Here is a 16,466-nt window from a genome sequence, read left to right as displayed (position 1 = left end):
CAAAAATAGCTCTGGCAACGTTTTTCACACGATTAAATTGGCCATTTAAACAACAGATTGACATACAAATGCCCGATCTCTGTTCAATTTGTCATAGCAGGATTGTCCGGCAGCCTCTAAGATTCTTGCATCCTCCAATCATAATTGAAGCCTCATGTCCAAACTTGCCGTACTCGATGATCTGTTAGCGCATTATTATCAACTGGCTTATCACACCCGGCCTGACATTTTAAGCCGTTTACAGGATGTGCAGGCCTGGCAGAAAGTCCGCATGCAGCGCACCCATCGCGCCCATTTTGCTGAAAAACAAAACCTGTTGATGTCCGAATATTTCCTGAACCGTCTCTACGGCGGTGCTGACTTTGATGCGCTGGCAGAACAGATTGCCCGGCTGATGAAATATGCGCATAAAGCAGAAAAAGTTATTCCGGAAAATGCCATTAAAACCGGCACCTCAGGCGTAGAGCTGGCTATTCTGGCGGTACAACTGGATGAACAGGTCGCGATTCAGTTATTACAGGATTATCATCCACATGAACCGCTAACTGACGAGATGATGCGCCTGACCTATTTGAAGCTGGATCAGGGTGAAGCACGCCTGAAACAGTTGGCTCTGCTGGATCAGCTCGGTATGAGTCTGGATAAATACATGCGTTCATTTGTGGTCTATACCGCCTTTAAAATGTGTAAGGGCGCGGCGAATAAATATAACTTTCAGGTAATGTATGAATTTATGCAGGATGGTTTTCTGGCCATGAAGCCACTCAAATCGGCAGAAAAATTTGTACGCACGTTCACTGCCACCGAACGCCAGATTATCGAGAAAGTACATTCTGGCGATCCGCTACCATTTCAGTAAATACCCGATGAGTATTTCTGCCAAGCGTGAATTTTTCTGTATATTATTCATAACAATTGCATCATGATTGCTGAATAAGCCTTTAGAATCTGTCATGATGCAGACAATGCAAGATTAACCCGATTGATATGTTAGGAGTGACTCCAATGTCGAATGAAAATACAACGCCTACCCCTACCCCCGAGTCGGCACAACAGACAGACAAAGTGAGCCCATTCTTAACTGAACCCCTTCCACAAGGCACCCCGCAAGGTCAGCAACAATCTTTAGAACAACGTCTGACTGACACGCCTGTGACGGGTACTGTGCCCAAATATAATCTGCCACGCGGTGCCAATACGGGTAACGTCGGCTCAACCACGCACTTCGGCTATCAAACTGTAAACAGCGAAGAAAAAGCCCAGAAAGTCGCAGAAGTGTTCCACTCTGTAGCGAGCAAATACGACATCATGAATGACTTGATGTCTTTTGGTATTCATCGCCTGTGGAAGCGTTTTGCAATCAATATGTCAGGTGTACGCCGTGGCCAGCATGTGCTGGATATCGCGGGTGGTACTGGCGACTTGGCTAAAGTCTTTAGCCGTGAAGTTGGTCCGACAGGTCATGTGGTACTGTCTGATATTAACGAATCGATGCTGAATGTCGGTCGTGACCGTCTGATTGATGCGGGCTGTACCAATGTCGATTTCGTTCTGGCCAATGCCGAAACCTTAGAACCATTTGCAGACAACAGCTTCGATCTTTTAACGATTTCTTTTGGTCTGCGTAACGTGACCGATAAAGATGCTGCACTTGCTGCAATGTACCGCGTCCTTAAGCCAGGTGGCCGTTTACTGGTTCTAGAATTTTCTAAACCAGTGTTTGAGCCATTCTCTAAGCTGTATGACCTTTATTCGTTCACGGCATTGCCAATCATGGGCAAAATCATTGCCAATGATGCAGAAAGCTATAAATACCTGGCTGAATCGATTCGTATGCATCCGGACCAGCGCACCCTGAAAGGCATGATGGAAAATGCCGGCTTCCAGAATTGTGACTATCACAACCTGACTGGCGGGATTGTTGCAGTTCACCGCGGTTTCAAACTTTAAGGTTCCTTGCCTATGTGGTCAATTCTGGCACTCGGTGCTATTGAACGCGTGATTCATCATGTGATTGATCTGGATGCCATTACCCGCATCCAGCTGAATGCCCTGTCCGGTAAAATGCTGCGGGTGGTAATCGCCTCGCCGCAGCTTTCGGTTGATGTGTTTTTTGATGAAGGTAAAGTTCGTCTGGAACCAACGGCAACCGGTCATACCGAAACACCTTCAGTCTTTGAACAACGTCCATTTGACGCAAGTTCCTTGACAGTCACCGAAGCGAACGCAACCTTGCAGGTCAGCAATGTGGTGGAATTACTCAAGCTGCTGCTTTCCGATGAAGTCGGTAATATCCCCCTACAAGGCGACTACAAGTTATTGCAGGAAATCCAGCGCATCATGCAACAGGCGGAACTGGATCTGGCGGCGCACTTAAGCCCTTGGGTTAGCCCGACACTGGCACATGAAATTGGTAAATTGCAACTGCTGCCCAAGCAGCTAAAACGCACCCTGCAAAGTCAATTATTTTTTGCCGAAGATGCCTTAAAAGAAGACAGCGGTCTGTTTGCCCCCCGCTGGCAAATGGATAACCTGAATCAGGACACCCGTATCCTGAATCAAAATTTAGATCGGGTTGAAGCAAAAATCCATCAGCTTCAGGCTCAAATTGATGCCTCCAACAATTCTACTCAAGACTAGGTACACAGCTTTATGATTCCGCATGTTTCACGTTTACTCGAACTTTGGCGCATCGCCGCGCACTATCGACTCGACACGTTGTTTCCTGCGGAAGAATTACCAGAAAAATCCCGGCATGTGCTGTCCCTCATCCGGATGCATCCGGCTGCCTGGTCCAGTCGTGAACGTAAAAATCCGCTCAAGCTGAAACTGGCTTTAGAAGAAATGGGGCCGTTGGCGATCAAGCTCGGTCAACTGCTCTCGACCCGCCGTGACCTGATTCCACCTGAAGTTTTACAGCAACTGGTGTTACTGCAAGACCGGGTCAAGCCATTTGATAATGACGTGGCCAAGATGCGCATTCAGGAATCCCTGAAAGCTGATGTAAATACCCTATTCGCGCGTTTCGACACCCAGCCACTGGCAGCAGCTTCGATTGCACAGGTACATACGGCTGCCCTGCATGATGGCCGTGAAGTCGTGGTCAAAGTCACCCGCCCTAATATTCGCCAGCAGATTTTGCAGGATTTTGAAATTCTGGAATGGCTCGGTCAATTTCTGGAAAAACGTCTGGAAGCAGCACGTGCCCTACATTTATCAGAAATCATTCAGGACTATCGCCAGATCATTCTGAATGAGCTGGATCTGACGCTGGAAGCAGACAATACCCGCCGTATGCGCCATCACTTTACCGGCTCGAGCATGATGTATGTGCCGGAAATTTATATGGACAGCAAAGACGTGCTGGTAGCCGAGCGCATTACCGGGGTGCCGATTTCAGATATCGCGACCTTTGACCGGCTGGGCATGGATCGTGCCGATCTGGCGCGTAAAGGCCTGACCATCTTCTTTACTCAGGTCTTCCGCGATAACTTCTTCCATGCTGACATGCATCCGGGAAATGTCTTTGTAGAAACCATCAATCCAGCCAATCCGCGTTTTATTGCGCTGGACTGCGCGATTATGGGCGAGCTGTCCAAACACGACCAGATGACCGTAGCACGCATGCTACTGGCGGTCATGAACAGTGACTTTATGCAGCTGATTCAGGTGGTGCATCAGGCTGGCTGGATTCCACCGGGGACTGATCAGGATGCTTTGGCGCGTGAAATGCGCCGCAGTGTGGGGCCGATGGTGTCCAAACCGATGCATGAATTGGACTTTGCCGGCATTCTGATTGAAGTGATGGATATCGCGCGTCGTTTCCATCTCGAAATTCCACCTCAATTGATGTTGCTGCTAAAAACTTTGGTGCATGTCGAAGGTCTGGGAACCGACTTGTATCCTGAACTGGATATCTGGAGTCTGGCTAAACCAATTCTGACGGACTGGATCAAGGCCCAGATGAATCCGCAAAAGAACCTGAAAGAACTGGGACAGAAAATCCCGGATCTGCTTTTAGGGGCGCAGGATTTACCGACCCTGATGATCGACAGCTTAAATGGTTTAAAAAACCAGTCGGCATGGCATGCCAAACAGCTCAATGAATTACAAAGCATGCGCCTGCAAATGGAACATCAGCAAAAACGCAGCTGGATGTTTGGCAGCGTCATGGCCATTCTGCTGGCGATTGCAATTATTTCACCATGGTTTGTGTCGGTGATTCTGATTGTGCTCGCAAGCGTGCTTGCCGTCTGGCGGATTGCTAAATAAATCTCCGTGATTTTAGAACATGATAAAAAAAGCCTGAAATGATGCAGGCTTTTTTTATGTCTTAAAGATGAGGATGACTCCAAAGTCACCTTAGGACATATCTTGCCATTGGGTCTTCAGACCTATCGCTTAAAATAAGCACACATTTGGCTAGTATAGGTTCAACCATGGTACAGATTTTACAAAGACGTGCGCCTGCGCTGACGATTCGTGCTGGCCATCTGGCACGTGAGCTGATTCTGGAACAAGGTTTGCAACCCGAACAGGTCGATATCGTGCCCGGTGCGGCAGGCGGCCCCAAAGGCATCGGGATCCAAGGACTGGATCAGGCGATTTTTGGTGAGTTTTTTCCACGTGCACCTCAGCGTAGAACTTTGGTGGGTTCTTCGATTGGCAGCTGGCGTTTTGCCAGTATGGCTGCACATGGAGTTCAACAGGGAACCGAACGTTTGGGTGAGCTGTATACCAACCTCTATTTTCATAAAAAAATGACCCGTCAGGATGTCAGCGAAGTTTGCCGTGGCATGCTGCTGGATCTGGTACAAGGCAAAGAAAACAATCTAGTCAATCATCCAGATTATCATCTCGCAGTCATTTCAATTAAAGCCCAACACATTTTCCAGAGTGACAAGGTATTGCCGTTGCTGGCTTCTGTGGCTGGAATTCTTGGAACGACCGCAGTCGCGCGCCGGCACAGCCGTTATTTCATGCAACGTGTGATCAGCCAGCCCAATATCGGTGAACAGTTTAAAATCGCTGAAGATGGATTTACCACACATTATCATGCACTGACCGAACAGAGTGTGTTGTCTTGGCTGATGGCTTCAGCCTCTATTCCCGGGGTAATGGCAGCGGTGAACAATATTCCGGATGCACCGCAGGGTTATTATCGCGATGGTGGCCTGATTGATTATCACATTGACCTGCCCTTTCAGAGCAAAGGCATTGTGCTGTATCCACATTTTACCGATAGCATTACCCCCGGCTGGTTCGACAAATTATTTAAACGTACCTCAAATCCAGAAAATCAGGCACGAACTTTGCTGCTTTCTCCATCGCAGCAATATCTGCAAAGTTTGCCTTTGGGTCGTTTGCCTGATCGTAAAGACTTTAACTTAAAAGATTTGGATCAAACCCAACGGATTCAGCTGTGGAAGCAATGTATTGCGGAAAGTCAGCGTCTGGGCGATGAATTTCTGGAACTGGTCGAGAAGCAGAATTTTGCTGAGGTGATGCAAGCCTTGTAATTGGCAGCAGCTGCCCGATTATTTGTATAATTGCTTTAATTTTGTGAACTGTTGAAATTTATGCAGAAGTTTTTAGTTGTCCTGCAATACCTGTGTCTGGCCTTTGCCATTTATCTGATTTATAGCGTCAGCATGTCGCTGTATCGCCAGGATTTTGTCCTGATGGAACTGGTCGCTGATATCGGTACGATTCTGATCTGTATCGACCTGGCGGTGTTTTTATTTACCAGTAAAGGCAAGCCCGGCATTAGCATGGAAGAATATGCAAAAAGACTGGAACAGCCACCATCTAAACTGGTCTATGTGACACGAAAATTGGGGCATCTCGGTATTTTGCTGATTATCACCAGCTGGATTGTGCCGATGATTAACTCATAATGATCCAATAAAAAAACCTCCCAATTGGGTAATGCCAGTCAGTTAAGAAATTGACTGGCATTTTCTTGGATATTTTTGTGCTTTAATTTTCACTACTCGCGGACATTGCCTTTGCCTTTTTTCAGGTAATACAAATATTTTAGATTGTTCAAATAATTGCGCTAAATGTTTGGGTAGGTTTCCTGCTGATTCTAAAGGTGTGTGCCTTAAGATATTGATAATACTCATAGATGCAATATGGAAACTGATCCTTAAAGGACTCACCTTTGCATGTTCAGCGATAAACCTCATCTGTCTTCTTAAGATATTATATGCAATAAATACCCCCACAATTCTTGATAGACCAAATCAGGTTGTTTGCTTCTTAAAATCCTTGCATCCTGTAAATCACTTTTAATTTCCCGATAACACATTTCTATTTCCCAACGCTGGATATAAAGCATTGCAAGGTCTTTGAATGGATAAACTTTAGAATCTGTTAATGATGTAATGTAACGTCTTATTTTTCCTGCATATTCAACTTCAATTAAACGTGCTTCCCAATAGTCACCCAATGACGGATTTATCTTTTTTGCTCTTGCTGAAACAGGCATTTTGATCTGAAAGTCATGGGCCGCATTATGATGAATCACTTCATAACGCAGGTTGTCCTTTGCTCGCATCAACCAATGACTCTCTTCTGCCTGAGATTGCCAGCTCACTAAAAAATCAGCAGAGAAGTAAGCACGATCAAATAGGGTAATACTGCGAACTGGTGCTTTTAATTGACTGGCTAAGGTTAATTCACCTTGATCCATACTGCCCATTTGGGCATCAATCATTTCATGGGTATTGGTATTCACCAGGCAAGTCGCTCTAACTTGTGGGTAAGGTGCAGCTGCTGTTTTGCCTTTGGATGAACCGAAGTGCTTAAAGTTTTCTTCTGTATGAGGCATAGACCAAACCACACCATCTACAGCACAAACGCATAGACCGTGAAAGTTGCTATATTGTTGTTGTGAGTCTTTAAACCATGCCTGACTTAATGTCGAAAATAAAGCACTCATGGGTTCTAAGCCTAAGCGCTGTCTTGCTTGTACGGATGCACTCGGTACACAGTATTCTGCCGTACCGAAAACAAGTTGCAATTGTTGAACCACATACCAAATCGGCTGATTTCGAAATAGAGCAAGTCCGATTACCAGCCAAACAACATGTTCAGCAGGCAGTTTTCTTTTTCGAATTGATGCTTTACCTGTTTGGTCTAAGCAATCTTCAATCCAGTTTAAATCAATCAATTCACTGAATTGTGAAAGTGAAGGTAGGGTTTGTTTTAATGTTAAATCTAGATTCTGAGATAAATTCATAAAAAAAGAGCGTATTTACATACGCTCTTTTTACAGCATTTTAGCTTTTTTTGCTTAACTGACTGGCATTACCCAATTGGGAGGTTTTTTTAAATTAAAGATATCTGAAAATTATTTAGAACCTTTAATCCCTGCTTGCAATAGCAATGCACCCAAACCACCAATTTTTTGCTCTTGTGGTTTAGCCGCTTGAGGTTTCTTACCCTGAGGGCGATCACCTTGCGGACGTCCTTGCTGTGGACGTTTACCCTGAGGCTTACGTTCACCACGTGGCTCATTGTTCTCGCGACGTGGCTGACGTGGTGCTTTCGCCGGCGCTTCAGAACCTTCAGGACGCATCGACAGATTCACGCGGTTACGTTCAGCATCCACATTCAAAACACGGACTTGTACGATTTGACCCGGTTTCACCACTTTATGCGGATCAGCGACGAATTCATTGGCAAGTTCAGAAATATGTACCAAACCATCTTGATGCACGCCCACATCGACAAATGCACCGAAGTTAGTCACGTTAGTGACTACACCTTCCAGTTGCATGCCTTCAGACAATTGCGCAACTTCAGTAATGTCATCACGGAATTTAGCAGTGCGGAATTCTGGACGCGGGTCACGGCCCGGTTTTTCCAGTTCAGCCAATACGTCTTGAATCGTCGGCAGACCAAATTTCTCGTCTGCAAATTCTTCTGCATTCACTTGGCGAATGATTTCAGTATTGCCAATGATGTCTTTTACAGTCGTTGCTTTTGCTTCAACAATTTTGCTCACCAAAGCATATGACTCAGGGTGAACTGCAGAAGCATCTAGTGGCTCTGTACCATCTTGAATACGCAAGAAGCCCGCAGCCTGCTCAAAAGTACGCTCACCTAAACGTGGTACTTTTTTCAAAGACTGACGATTGTCAAAACGACCATTTTCCTTACGGAATTCCACAATTTGCTGTGCGATCGATTTGTTCAGACCTGCGATATAACCCAGAATTGCTGCTGATGCAGTATTTACATCCACACCCACTGAGTTCACACAGTCTTCGACTACTGCTTCTAAGGTTTTCGCCAGACCGGTCTGGTTCACGTCATGTTGATACTGACCCACACCAATCGATTTCGGATCGATTTTCACCAGTTCTGCTAGTGGATCTTGTAAACGGCGTGCAATCGATACCGCACCACGAATAGATACATCTAGTTCAGGCAGTTCCTGTGAAGCTAGTTCAGATGCTGAATACACCGATGCACCTGCTTCAGATACAGAAACACGCGTCATTTTCAGATCACTGTTCGCAGCCATCATTTCAGCAACTAAAGCTTCAGTTTCACGGCTTGCAGTACCATTACCAATCGCGATCAGGTCAACATTGAACTCGCGGCATAAACGCGCCAGCTCGGCCAGTGAACCTTCTTTATCGTCTTTTGGTGCAAATGGATAAATCGTGCTGTGTGCAAGAACATCACCAGACTCGTTCACCACCGCCAGTTTCACACCAGTACGGATACCTGGGTCCACGCCCAAAGTGGTACGTGCGCCTGCAGGTGCAGACAGCAGTAAATGACGCAGGTTTTCAGCAAAGACGTTCATCGCTTCTGTTTCAGCAGCCAGACGTTTTTCAGTCAGCAATGAATGTTCAATCGTTGGACGAACTTTACCGAGCCAGAACAATTTTGCAGTTTGCTTCAAGAAATCCTGACGCGCTTGTGGCTGAACAGTTTCAAGATTGTATTCAGTTTCAATACGCGCCAATGGAGCATCATCTTCGCCATCCACTTTCAGGCCTAAAACGTTTTCCTGACGGCCACGCAGCATCGCCAATAAACGATGTGAAGGCACTTTGTTCAAGTTTTCAGAGAAATCGAAATAATCACGGAATTTTTTACCGACTTCTTTTTTCTCATCACTTGCAACTAAACTTTTCAGCACGGCAGTTTTTGCAAATGTCGCTTTAAGTTCAGTGGTCAGTGCGATATTTTGTGCCCAGTCATCAATCAGGATGTGCTGGATCGCATCAAGCTGGCTTTCAGTATCTGGATAATCTTCATGGCTAAAGCCCGCCAAAGCTTCAGCTGGATCAACGGCTTCATTAAAGATTTTTTCGGCAATCGGGCCTAAACCGGCTTCTTTGGCCTTGAATGATTTACTGGTACGTTTTGGGCGGTACGGCGCGTAAATTTCTTCTAATGCATTTTTGGTTTCGGCCGCATTCACACGCGCCAATAAATCATCAGATAATTTATCTTGTTCTTTGAGTGATTCAATCACCTTTTCACGGCGCTCATACAAATCACGCAAGTATGATAAACGCGTATCGAGTTGACGTAGTTGCGTATCGTCTAAGCCTTGCGTTACTTCTTTACGGTAACGTGCAATAAAAGGAACACTGGCACCTTCATCAATAAGCTTGATGGCAGCCTCAACTTGATTTGGACGTACGGCAAGTTCTTTTGCCAACTGCTGAACTAAGTCAGTCATCGTGTTTGATCCCACAAGGATAAGTACTAAATGGCATGATTATAAAGACCGGGTCTATAAAATCCACCATTGTTTTTATTAATTTATCTTATCTTTGTATTATGAAGTGCCATAGTTTTCTGCTTTTCCCGATAAAGTTTGTATGAACTTTGCTTTTTATCCAGCGTAAAATCGTATTTTTTGCTCATTTAGATGTATATATTTGGTATCTATGTCTTGATTTTAACTGCAATATTTGGTGCTTTAGAGCATAGTCAATTAATATTAATGAATTGTATACTCAAAGCCTATTTGATTTTTGTTTATGACGACAATAAAGAATAAAGGAGCATCTCATGAGTTTAGTTGTACCTGCTGAAAAAGCCGATGCCGTACATACCGAAACGGACCGGGTCGAACGGATCCTGGTGGTTGATGATGATGTTCGTCTGCGTACCCTATTACAGCGTTTTCTCGAAGATAAAGGCTTTGTGGTTAAAACTGCACATGATGCCACGCAGATGGATCGACTTTTACAGCGGGAACTGTTTTCTCTGATCGTGCTCGACTTTATGCTTCCGGTCGAAGATGGCTTGAGTATCTGTCGTCGTTTACGCCAATCCAATATCGATACGCCTATCATTATGCTCACCGCTCGTGGTAGCGACTCGGATCGTATTGCCGGTTTAGAAGCAGGTGCCGATGATTACTTGCCTAAACCGTTTAACCCGAATGAGCTGCTGGCACGTATTCGTGCGGTATTGCGCCGTCAGGTACGTGAAGTGCCGGGTGCACCAAGCCAACAGATGGAAGTGGTTTCTTTTGGCCCATGGTCGCTAGATCTCTCTACCCGCACTCTGACCCGTGAAGGCCAAGTGGTAACGCTCACTACTGGTGAGTTTGCGGTACTGAAAGCACTGGTTCAACATCCACGCGAACCATTAACCCGCGACAAGCTGATGAATCTGGCGCGTGGCCGTGAATGGGGTGCCATGGAACGTTCAATTGATGTTCAGGTGTCACGTTTACGCCGTCTGGTTGAAGAAAATCCTGCGCGTGCACGTTATATCCAGACCGTATGGGGTGTGGGTTATGTCTTTGTTCCAGATGGTGCTGAATAAAGGAAAAATTATAGGATAAAGATTACCCCAGTCTATTGTCCCTAAAAGCCATTCGCTGCTGTTTAAGCCTCCCTTCTTTAAAGGCTCGTATACAAATGCGCGAGTTCAGCGAATGGCAAATTTTTTACTTGCGTAACAGTGTTACTCATTTTTTCAAAAAAAGTAACACAACAAGCTCCTTCCATCGAAGGTTCAAGCAGTAAGATTCCATTACAAATATTATTACTGCTCAATTTGGAAAATGCCTACAGGGAGCTGGTGTGAAACTCGACCCCATCGATCCACAAAAATTTACCGATTTTGTCAGCTACTCGGAAAAAAAGCGTACCCGCGGGGAACGTTTTCTCGACAAGATCAAACCGCGTTCTGCTGCCATGCGTACCACGGTACTGGTGGTTTTCGTGGTCTGTTTCAGCCTGTTCATGTCCTTATGGTTCTTTTGGCGTACCCTGTTTTTACCTGAAATCCAGCAACATGCGCGTTATCTGGCCATGGAACTGGAAATTCTCAACAATCCCGATCTGCGCCTGTATCACAAACAGCAGGAAGTCGACATTGACGATTGGTTAAGAAATCGGGTCGGCATTGAATACGTGACCAATCCAGCAGAATATCCCACTGTCCGTGAAAAGCTGATTGCAGAATTTTTTACCCGGCAGATCGAAACCAAACTGGCCAAAGAGTTACGTATCGAACAAGCCACAGTCTATTTCCAGTTTAAGCCAAGTCCTCGTATCTGGATCCAGACCCCTGAAATGAATGGTCACTGGGTACAGGAACCTTTAAAGACCTATGCCAATTATAGTAATGAACTGATTTTAGGCTGGTTGCTTGGCACGCCGATTATTGTCGGCATCATTATTTTGACCTTGGTGCGTCAGCTCAACCGTCCTTTACGCCGTTTGCAGAATGCCGCCAACAGTTATAGCCGAATCGGTTCAGCACCCTATCTGGATACCAATCATGGTCCACTGGAAATCCGTCAGGTCAATCATGCCTTTAACCAGATGATTTATACGCTGGATCAGACCGAGCGGGAACGCCGCATCATGCTGGCCGGCATTTCACATGACTTGCGCACGCCCTTAACCCGGATCCGCCTCAGTGCCGAAATGATGCCAGATGAAGACTTTCTCAAAGAAGGCCTGATTTATGATGTCGAAGATATGGACGCGATTCTGGATCAGTTCATCTCCTATATGCGTGATGGTTCTGATGAAGAGCCGCAGGATACCAATGTCAATGTGCTGCTCCAAGAACTGGTCAAGCAGTTTAAACCGCTGGATATCCGCTTTACGCCACAAGACATCCCAACCATTCAGGCGCGCAGCATGTCGCTAAAAAGGCTGATTGGTAATCTGATCAATAATTCGAAACGTTATGGTTCAGAACCAATTGAGCTTTCTGCGCATGTTGAAGAAGATCAACTGTTGATTTGTGTCGCAGACCATGGCGAAGGCATCCCGGAAGATCAGATTGAAGCCTTGATGCAGCCTTTTGTTCGGGGTAATTCGGCACGAACTGTACAAGGCAGTGGCTTGGGGTTGGCCATTGTGAAACGGATTGTCGACATTCACCATGGTCAATTGCGTATTCATAATCGTCCTGAAGGTGGGCTGGAAGCTATCATTTCACTACCCGTGAATCAGGTGAACCCAGAGACACTTTCCCCAGCCACCACACTCGATAAAATTCGCCAAACTTTGACTGATCACTTTTAAGAAGTGATCAGTAATTCAACAAATGACTTTTTAGTTTTTCTATACAATTCATTTTATAGTTCATGAATTCAATCATTTAAAAATCATCATTTTTTATTATACCTACATTTAGCTAAAAAATTAGACCTTAGCCTAACACCTATGCACAATACATTTTTTGAGCGGTACAATCCGTCTCATAGTTTAAGAATTAATGAGAGTTAAAATGTCTTTAGATCGTATCCGTTTAGCCTCCCTACACAACAAAGTCATCAGCCCAGAACAAGCGGCTGAATTCATCAAAGATGGCATGACTGTGGGCATGAGTGGCTTTACTCGCGCTGGTGAAGCGAAGGCGGTTCCTTTAGCTTTGGTTCAGCAGGCAAAAGTAAATCCATTAAAGATCACGTTAATTACTGGTGCATCACTAGGGAACGATCTAGACAAACAACTGACTGAAGCTGGCGTATTGGCACGCCGTTTACCGTTCCAGGTCGACAACACTTTACGTAAAGCGATCAATAACGGCGAAGTGATGTTCATTGACCAGCACTTGTCTGAAACTGTTGAGCAAATGCGTAACCTGCAGTTGAAAAAACCAGACGTTGCGATCATTGAAGCTGTAGCGATTACTGAAGATGGTGGCATCATTCCAACAACATCTGTTGGTAACTCTGCAAGCTTTGCGATTTTTGCTGAAAAAGTGATTGTAGAAATCAATACCAACTTAAGCCCGGCATTTGAAGGCTTGCACGATATCTACATCCCGACCTATCGTCCAACGCGTCAACCGATTCCATTGACTCAAGTTGATGAGCGTATCGGCACGCATGCGATCAATATCGATCCATCTAAAATTGTTGGTATCGTATTTAACAGCGAATTGCACGACTCTCCATCTACTGTAACCGCACCAGATGATGAGACTCAAAGCATTGCCAACCATTTGATCGCTTTCTTTGAAAAAGAAGTAGCTGAAGACCGTCTACCGAAAAGCCTCGGACCTCTTCAAGCAGGGATCGGTTCAATTGCAAATGCGGTATTGACGGGTTTGAAAGATTCAAACTTCGAAGACTTGATCATGTACTCAGAAGTTCTGCAAGACTGTACGTTTGAATTGATCGATGCCGGTAAAATGAAGTTTGCTTCAGGTTCTTCAATTACCCTTTCTGCTAAGTACGGCGAGAAAGTATTTAACAACCTAGAACAATACAAAGACAAACTGGTATTACGTCCACAGGAAATTTCAAACCATCCTGAACTGGTACGTCGTTTAGGTATTATCGGCATCAACACTGCACTTGAGTTTGATATTTACGGTAACGTGAACTCAACTCACGTCTGCGGTACCAAAATGATGAACGGTATTGGTGGTTCAGGTGACTTCGCACGTAATGCCCACTTGGCGATCTTCGTAACCAAATCAATCGCGAAAGGTGGCGACATCTCTTCTGTAGTGCCGTTTGCTTCACATATCGACCATGCAGAACATGATGTTGATATCCTAGTGACTGAACAAGGTCTTGCGGATCTTCGTGGTTTGGCTCCGCGTGAGCGTGCACGTGCAGTGATTGATAACTGTGCGCATCCAATGTATCGCGATGCGTTGAATGATTACTTTGACCGTGCATGTACAAAAGGCGGCCATACCCCTCATCTTCTTCGTGAAGCGCTTTCTTGGCACTCAAACTTCGAAGAAAATGGTCACATGCTTGCTGTTGAAGCTGCGGTAAAAACTGCATAATTAACTGCATTCAAAAAAACGCCCTACGGGGCGTTTTTTTATGGCATTTTTATGTTTTTTTTGAATAGTCAGAACCTGATTATATTAAGGAAGCCACCTGGCTCTCACCTACTCTCTCTTCTTTTATTTATCCTGCCGATCTGCTGTAGAAATATACTTCTGACAATCCAAGACTTTAAATTCTGATTCTTCACCCTCATACTTGAACACAAGAGCAAAATTAGAGACATGACATGCGCGTAGATATCTGGTCAGATGTGGTTTGCCCCTTCTGTTATATTGGTAAAAAACGTTTAGAAGCTGCTGCACAAGAAGCAGGTATTGAGCTAGAAGTACATTGGCACAGTTTCCAGCTTGATCCTGAAGCACCGGTACGTCAGGAAGTCTCCAACTCTGAGCGTCTGGCGCAAAAATATGGCCGCACCGTGGCAGAAGTCGAAGAGATGCAGCGCAATATTGCTGAAATGGCCAAAGCCGAAGGTATTGAATTTAACTGGGAAGGTGCCAATTCAGGCAATACCTTTAATGCGCATCGCCTGATTCACCTGGCGCAAAGCAAAGGTTTGGGCAATGAAGCACAGGAAGCGTTCTTCTATAGCTATATGACCCAAGGTCTGGCGATTGGAGAACGTGAAACACTGGAAGATGTCGCAGCGCGTATTGGCCTGAATCCGGTCGAAGTCGATGACCTGTTGGATTCGGAGGAATATGCTGATTTCGTCAAATTCGATCAGGAAGTGGCACACGAACAACTCAAAGTGACTGGTGTGCCTTTCTTTGTTTTTGATCAACGTGTGGCATTGGCAGGCGCGCAGCCTAAAGAAGTTTTCCTGCAAGTATTTGAAAAAGCGCTCGATACATCAACCAACAGTCAGGCAGCACAGTGCTCACCAGAAACGTGTGACACGCCAGACCAAGCTAAATAAAACAACGTTCAATAAAAAAACCCCATTTTAAATGGGGTTTTTTTATTTGTTATTGAATGGCATTCGCTTAATCAACCAGAAAACTAATTTTTAAATTGACACGATATTCCGTGATTTTATTTTCTTTAATGACAACCTTCTGTTCATTGATCCAAGCACCTTGTACATTTTTGACCGTTTCTGTGACTTTTTGAATGCCCGTTTGAATCGCATCTTCAAAGCTTTTATTGCTGCTTGAATTGACTTCTACCACTTTTGCAATTGCCATAATAAAACTCTCAGCATGAAAATGAATGGAATTCCATCTTAGTCCATTCTCAGAAGATTGCAGCAGCCCGTAAACAAGCGATAGCAAAAACTTACATGGATTGAACAAAGCTCGAAATTCAATCTTAAATTGGCAGATCAAAAACACATCGCCGCTTGTTTTGGCACTTGATCAAGTCCAGATTCTCATCGCTAAAATAAAGTATAAAGCCCTGTAAAACCACACAAATCAAACTAGAGCAAATATACTAATTTATTGTTTTATAGAGTAATTTATCTAAAATTTACTGCCTGAATTTGCCGAATCTATCATTTTCTATTAAGTCTTATTTGCTATTATTTCACCCGAATTAAGTTTAAATATTCTCCTCTGTTCAAGTCATTGAACACTCTGATATTAAAGGTCATCCTATGAATGCTCTTAAATTTGCTTTCGCTGCAACCGTTATGGCTTTTTCTGTTCAAGCGTCTGCACAAATGGCGCAAGTGGTTCATCTGCCAGACTTTCCAGCGACTAAAGCACCTGCTGAAACAGTAAATACAGATGCTGCGACTGTAGCAACTGAAAAAACGGCTTAATGCAAAACTGTTTTGCATTAAAACAGGCTGATTGATTCAGCCTGCTTTTTTTATCATATTGAACACATTCTGTGTAAAAGATGCACAACTCTCAAAAATATCGACTATTTCCTACTCTCATTTTTTCTATTGATTTTTATCACTTTTAATTAAAAAATTTGTTTATAAAACACTCAAAATAGATCACTATTTTATGTGATCTCTGCTTATAATTGCAGCAATATAAATAGATTAATGATAAGAAAATTTTTTATGCATGAACTTCAAGCATTGGTACAGGGCAAAATTCCGCCTCAGTCAGTTTCTATTGATTATTTAATTGAAATGGCAGAAAGCTATACAGACTCGAATTCTGCTGAATACAGACTGGTCGAGCTGGCGGTTAACATTGTACTGGCACAAACCCTGGATAAAGCACTGAAACATCTCTAAAGATCAAAA

The 16,466-nt window shown here is 44.4% G+C and carries 14 protein-coding genes and 1 pseudogene; 12 read left to right on the top strand and 3 right to left on the bottom strand.

The genetic code is table 11. From position 1 onward, the window contains the following. The first annotated feature begins 154 nt into the window (after window positions 1–154). The 6 genes from HGD77_RS01870 to HGD77_RS01845 all read left to right on the top strand — a co-directional run bounded on the left by HGD77_RS01870 (window position 155) and on the right by HGD77_RS01845 (window position 5,897). Window positions 155–859 (top strand): FFLEELY motif protein, encoded by a 705-nt coding sequence (locus HGD77_RS01870; protein ID WP_004647334.1) that lies wholly within the window; start codon window positions 155–157, stop codon window positions 857–859. Between the two features lie 146 nt (window positions 860–1,005). Then, entirely contained in the window at window positions 1,006–1,950 is a 945-nt protein-coding gene (gene ubiE, locus HGD77_RS01865) for a bifunctional demethylmenaquinone methyltransferase/2-methoxy-6-polyprenyl-1,4-benzoquinol methylase UbiE (RefSeq protein ID WP_004647333.1), read from the top strand. Window positions 1,951–1,962: 12 nt separating this feature from the next. Next, window positions 1,963–2,640, top strand: coding sequence for an SCP2 domain-containing protein (locus tag HGD77_RS01860; protein ID WP_129716827.1), 678 nt, complete (start codon window positions 1,963–1,965; stop codon window positions 2,638–2,640). A gap of 12 nt (window positions 2,641–2,652) precedes the next feature. Next, a complete protein-coding gene (locus tag HGD77_RS01855) occupies window positions 2,653–4,272 on the top strand; it encodes an ABC1 kinase family protein (protein ID WP_004729335.1) in 1,620 nt (539 codons plus the stop codon). Window positions 4,273–4,439: 167 nt separating this feature from the next. Then, the gene (locus tag HGD77_RS01850; protein WP_004729333.1) at window positions 4,440–5,519 is read left to right on the top strand and encodes a patatin-like phospholipase family protein; all 1,080 of its coding nucleotides are present in this window, start codon (window positions 4,440–4,442) and stop codon (window positions 5,517–5,519) included. Between the two features lie 60 nt (window positions 5,520–5,579). Continuing rightward, window positions 5,580–5,897, top strand: a complete 318-nt coding sequence (locus tag HGD77_RS01845; RefSeq protein ID WP_004729331.1) for a hypothetical protein — start codon at window positions 5,580–5,582, stop codon at window positions 5,895–5,897. Window positions 5,898–5,939: 42 nt separating this feature from the next. Here the strand turns inward: HGD77_RS01845 and HGD77_RS01840 are convergent. Next, window positions 5,940–7,243: pseudogene (locus HGD77_RS01840) on the bottom strand (IS4 family transposase). Window positions 7,244–7,354: 111 nt separating this feature from the next. Further along, window positions 7,355–9,709: a Tex family protein gene (locus HGD77_RS01835; RefSeq protein ID WP_004729326.1), complete on the bottom strand. Its 2,355-nt coding sequence runs from the start codon at window positions 9,707–9,709 to the stop codon at window positions 7,355–7,357. A gap of 335 nt (window positions 9,710–10,044) precedes the next feature. Between HGD77_RS01835 and ompR the strand changes: the two genes are divergently transcribed. The 4 genes from ompR (at window position 10,045) to HGD77_RS01815 (ending at window position 15,179) form a co-directional block, all read left to right on the top strand. Continuing rightward, window positions 10,045–10,809, top strand: a complete 765-nt coding sequence (gene ompR, locus HGD77_RS01830) for a two-component system response regulator OmpR (RefSeq protein ID WP_004278590.1) — start codon at window positions 10,045–10,047, stop codon at window positions 10,807–10,809. A 260-nt stretch (window positions 10,810–11,069) separates the two neighbouring features. Beyond that, on the top strand, window positions 11,070–12,530 hold the full coding sequence (locus tag HGD77_RS01825; protein ID WP_004729323.1) for an ATP-binding protein: 1,461 nt from the start codon (window positions 11,070–11,072) through the stop codon (window positions 12,528–12,530). A 205-nt stretch (window positions 12,531–12,735) separates the two neighbouring features. Then, on the top strand, window positions 12,736–14,253 hold the full coding sequence (locus tag HGD77_RS01820) for an acetyl-CoA hydrolase/transferase family protein (protein WP_004729322.1): 1,518 nt from the start codon (window positions 12,736–12,738) through the stop codon (window positions 14,251–14,253). A 233-nt stretch (window positions 14,254–14,486) separates the two neighbouring features. Next, window positions 14,487–15,179: a DsbA family oxidoreductase gene (locus HGD77_RS01815; RefSeq protein ID WP_004647323.1), complete on the top strand. Its 693-nt coding sequence runs from the start codon at window positions 14,487–14,489 to the stop codon at window positions 15,177–15,179. A gap of 67 nt (window positions 15,180–15,246) precedes the next feature. On the opposite strand, the gene HGD77_RS01810 is transcribed toward HGD77_RS01815, so the two are convergent. Further along, the gene (locus HGD77_RS01810) at window positions 15,247–15,447 is read right to left on the bottom strand and encodes a dodecin family protein (RefSeq protein ID WP_004278594.1); all 201 of its coding nucleotides are present in this window, start codon (window positions 15,445–15,447) and stop codon (window positions 15,247–15,249) included. Between the two features lie 410 nt (window positions 15,448–15,857). Between HGD77_RS01810 and HGD77_RS01805 the strand changes: the two genes are divergently transcribed. Continuing rightward, a complete protein-coding gene (locus HGD77_RS01805) occupies window positions 15,858–16,025 on the top strand; it encodes a hypothetical protein (protein ID WP_004647322.1) in 168 nt (55 codons plus the stop codon). A 252-nt stretch (window positions 16,026–16,277) separates the two neighbouring features. Then, complete coding sequence (locus tag HGD77_RS01800) at window positions 16,278–16,457, top strand: hypothetical protein (protein ID WP_004647321.1); 180 nt, start codon at window positions 16,278–16,280, stop codon at window positions 16,455–16,457. Window positions 16,458–16,466: the final 9 nt, after the last annotated feature.

Source organism: Acinetobacter sp. NEB149 (assembly GCF_012516415.1).
In the GTDB taxonomy this organism is placed as follows: domain Bacteria; phylum Pseudomonadota; class Gammaproteobacteria; order Pseudomonadales; family Moraxellaceae; genus Acinetobacter; species Acinetobacter lwoffii_V.
This window is presented reverse-complemented; position numbering and strand designations above follow the sequence as displayed.

Excerpts from the sequence above, each read along its gene's own strand:
- HGD77_RS01870 (WP_004647334.1), top strand. The coding sequence starts at position 155 with ATGTCCAAACTTGCCGTACTCGATGATCTGTTAGCGCATTATTATCAA.
- ubiE (WP_004647333.1), top strand. The coding sequence starts at position 1,006 with ATGTCGAATGAAAATACAACGCCTACCCCTACCCCCGAGTCGGCACAA.
- HGD77_RS01860 (WP_129716827.1), top strand. The coding sequence starts at position 1,963 with ATGTGGTCAATTCTGGCACTCGGTGCTATTGAACGCGTGATTCATCAT.
- HGD77_RS01855 (WP_004729335.1), top strand. The coding sequence starts at position 2,653 with ATGATTCCGCATGTTTCACGTTTACTCGAACTTTGGCGCATCGCCGCG.
- HGD77_RS01850 (WP_004729333.1), top strand. The coding sequence starts at position 4,440 with ATGGTACAGATTTTACAAAGACGTGCGCCTGCGCTGACGATTCGTGCT.
- HGD77_RS01845 (WP_004729331.1), top strand. The coding sequence starts at position 5,580 with ATGCAGAAGTTTTTAGTTGTCCTGCAATACCTGTGTCTGGCCTTTGCC.
- HGD77_RS01835 (WP_004729326.1), bottom strand. The coding sequence starts at position 9,709 with ATGACTGACTTAGTTCAGCAGTTGGCAAAAGAACTTGCCGTACGTCCA.
- ompR (WP_004278590.1), top strand. The coding sequence starts at position 10,045 with ATGAGTTTAGTTGTACCTGCTGAAAAAGCCGATGCCGTACATACCGAA.
- HGD77_RS01820 (WP_004729322.1), top strand. The coding sequence starts at position 12,736 with ATGTCTTTAGATCGTATCCGTTTAGCCTCCCTACACAACAAAGTCATC.
- HGD77_RS01815 (WP_004647323.1), top strand. The coding sequence starts at position 14,487 with ATGCGCGTAGATATCTGGTCAGATGTGGTTTGCCCCTTCTGTTATATT.
- HGD77_RS01810 (WP_004278594.1), bottom strand. The coding sequence starts at position 15,447 with ATGGCAATTGCAAAAGTGGTAGAAGTCAATTCAAGCAGCAATAAAAGC.
- HGD77_RS01805 (WP_004647322.1), top strand. The coding sequence starts at position 15,858 with ATGAATGCTCTTAAATTTGCTTTCGCTGCAACCGTTATGGCTTTTTCT.
- HGD77_RS01800 (WP_004647321.1), top strand. The coding sequence starts at position 16,278 with ATGCATGAACTTCAAGCATTGGTACAGGGCAAAATTCCGCCTCAGTCA.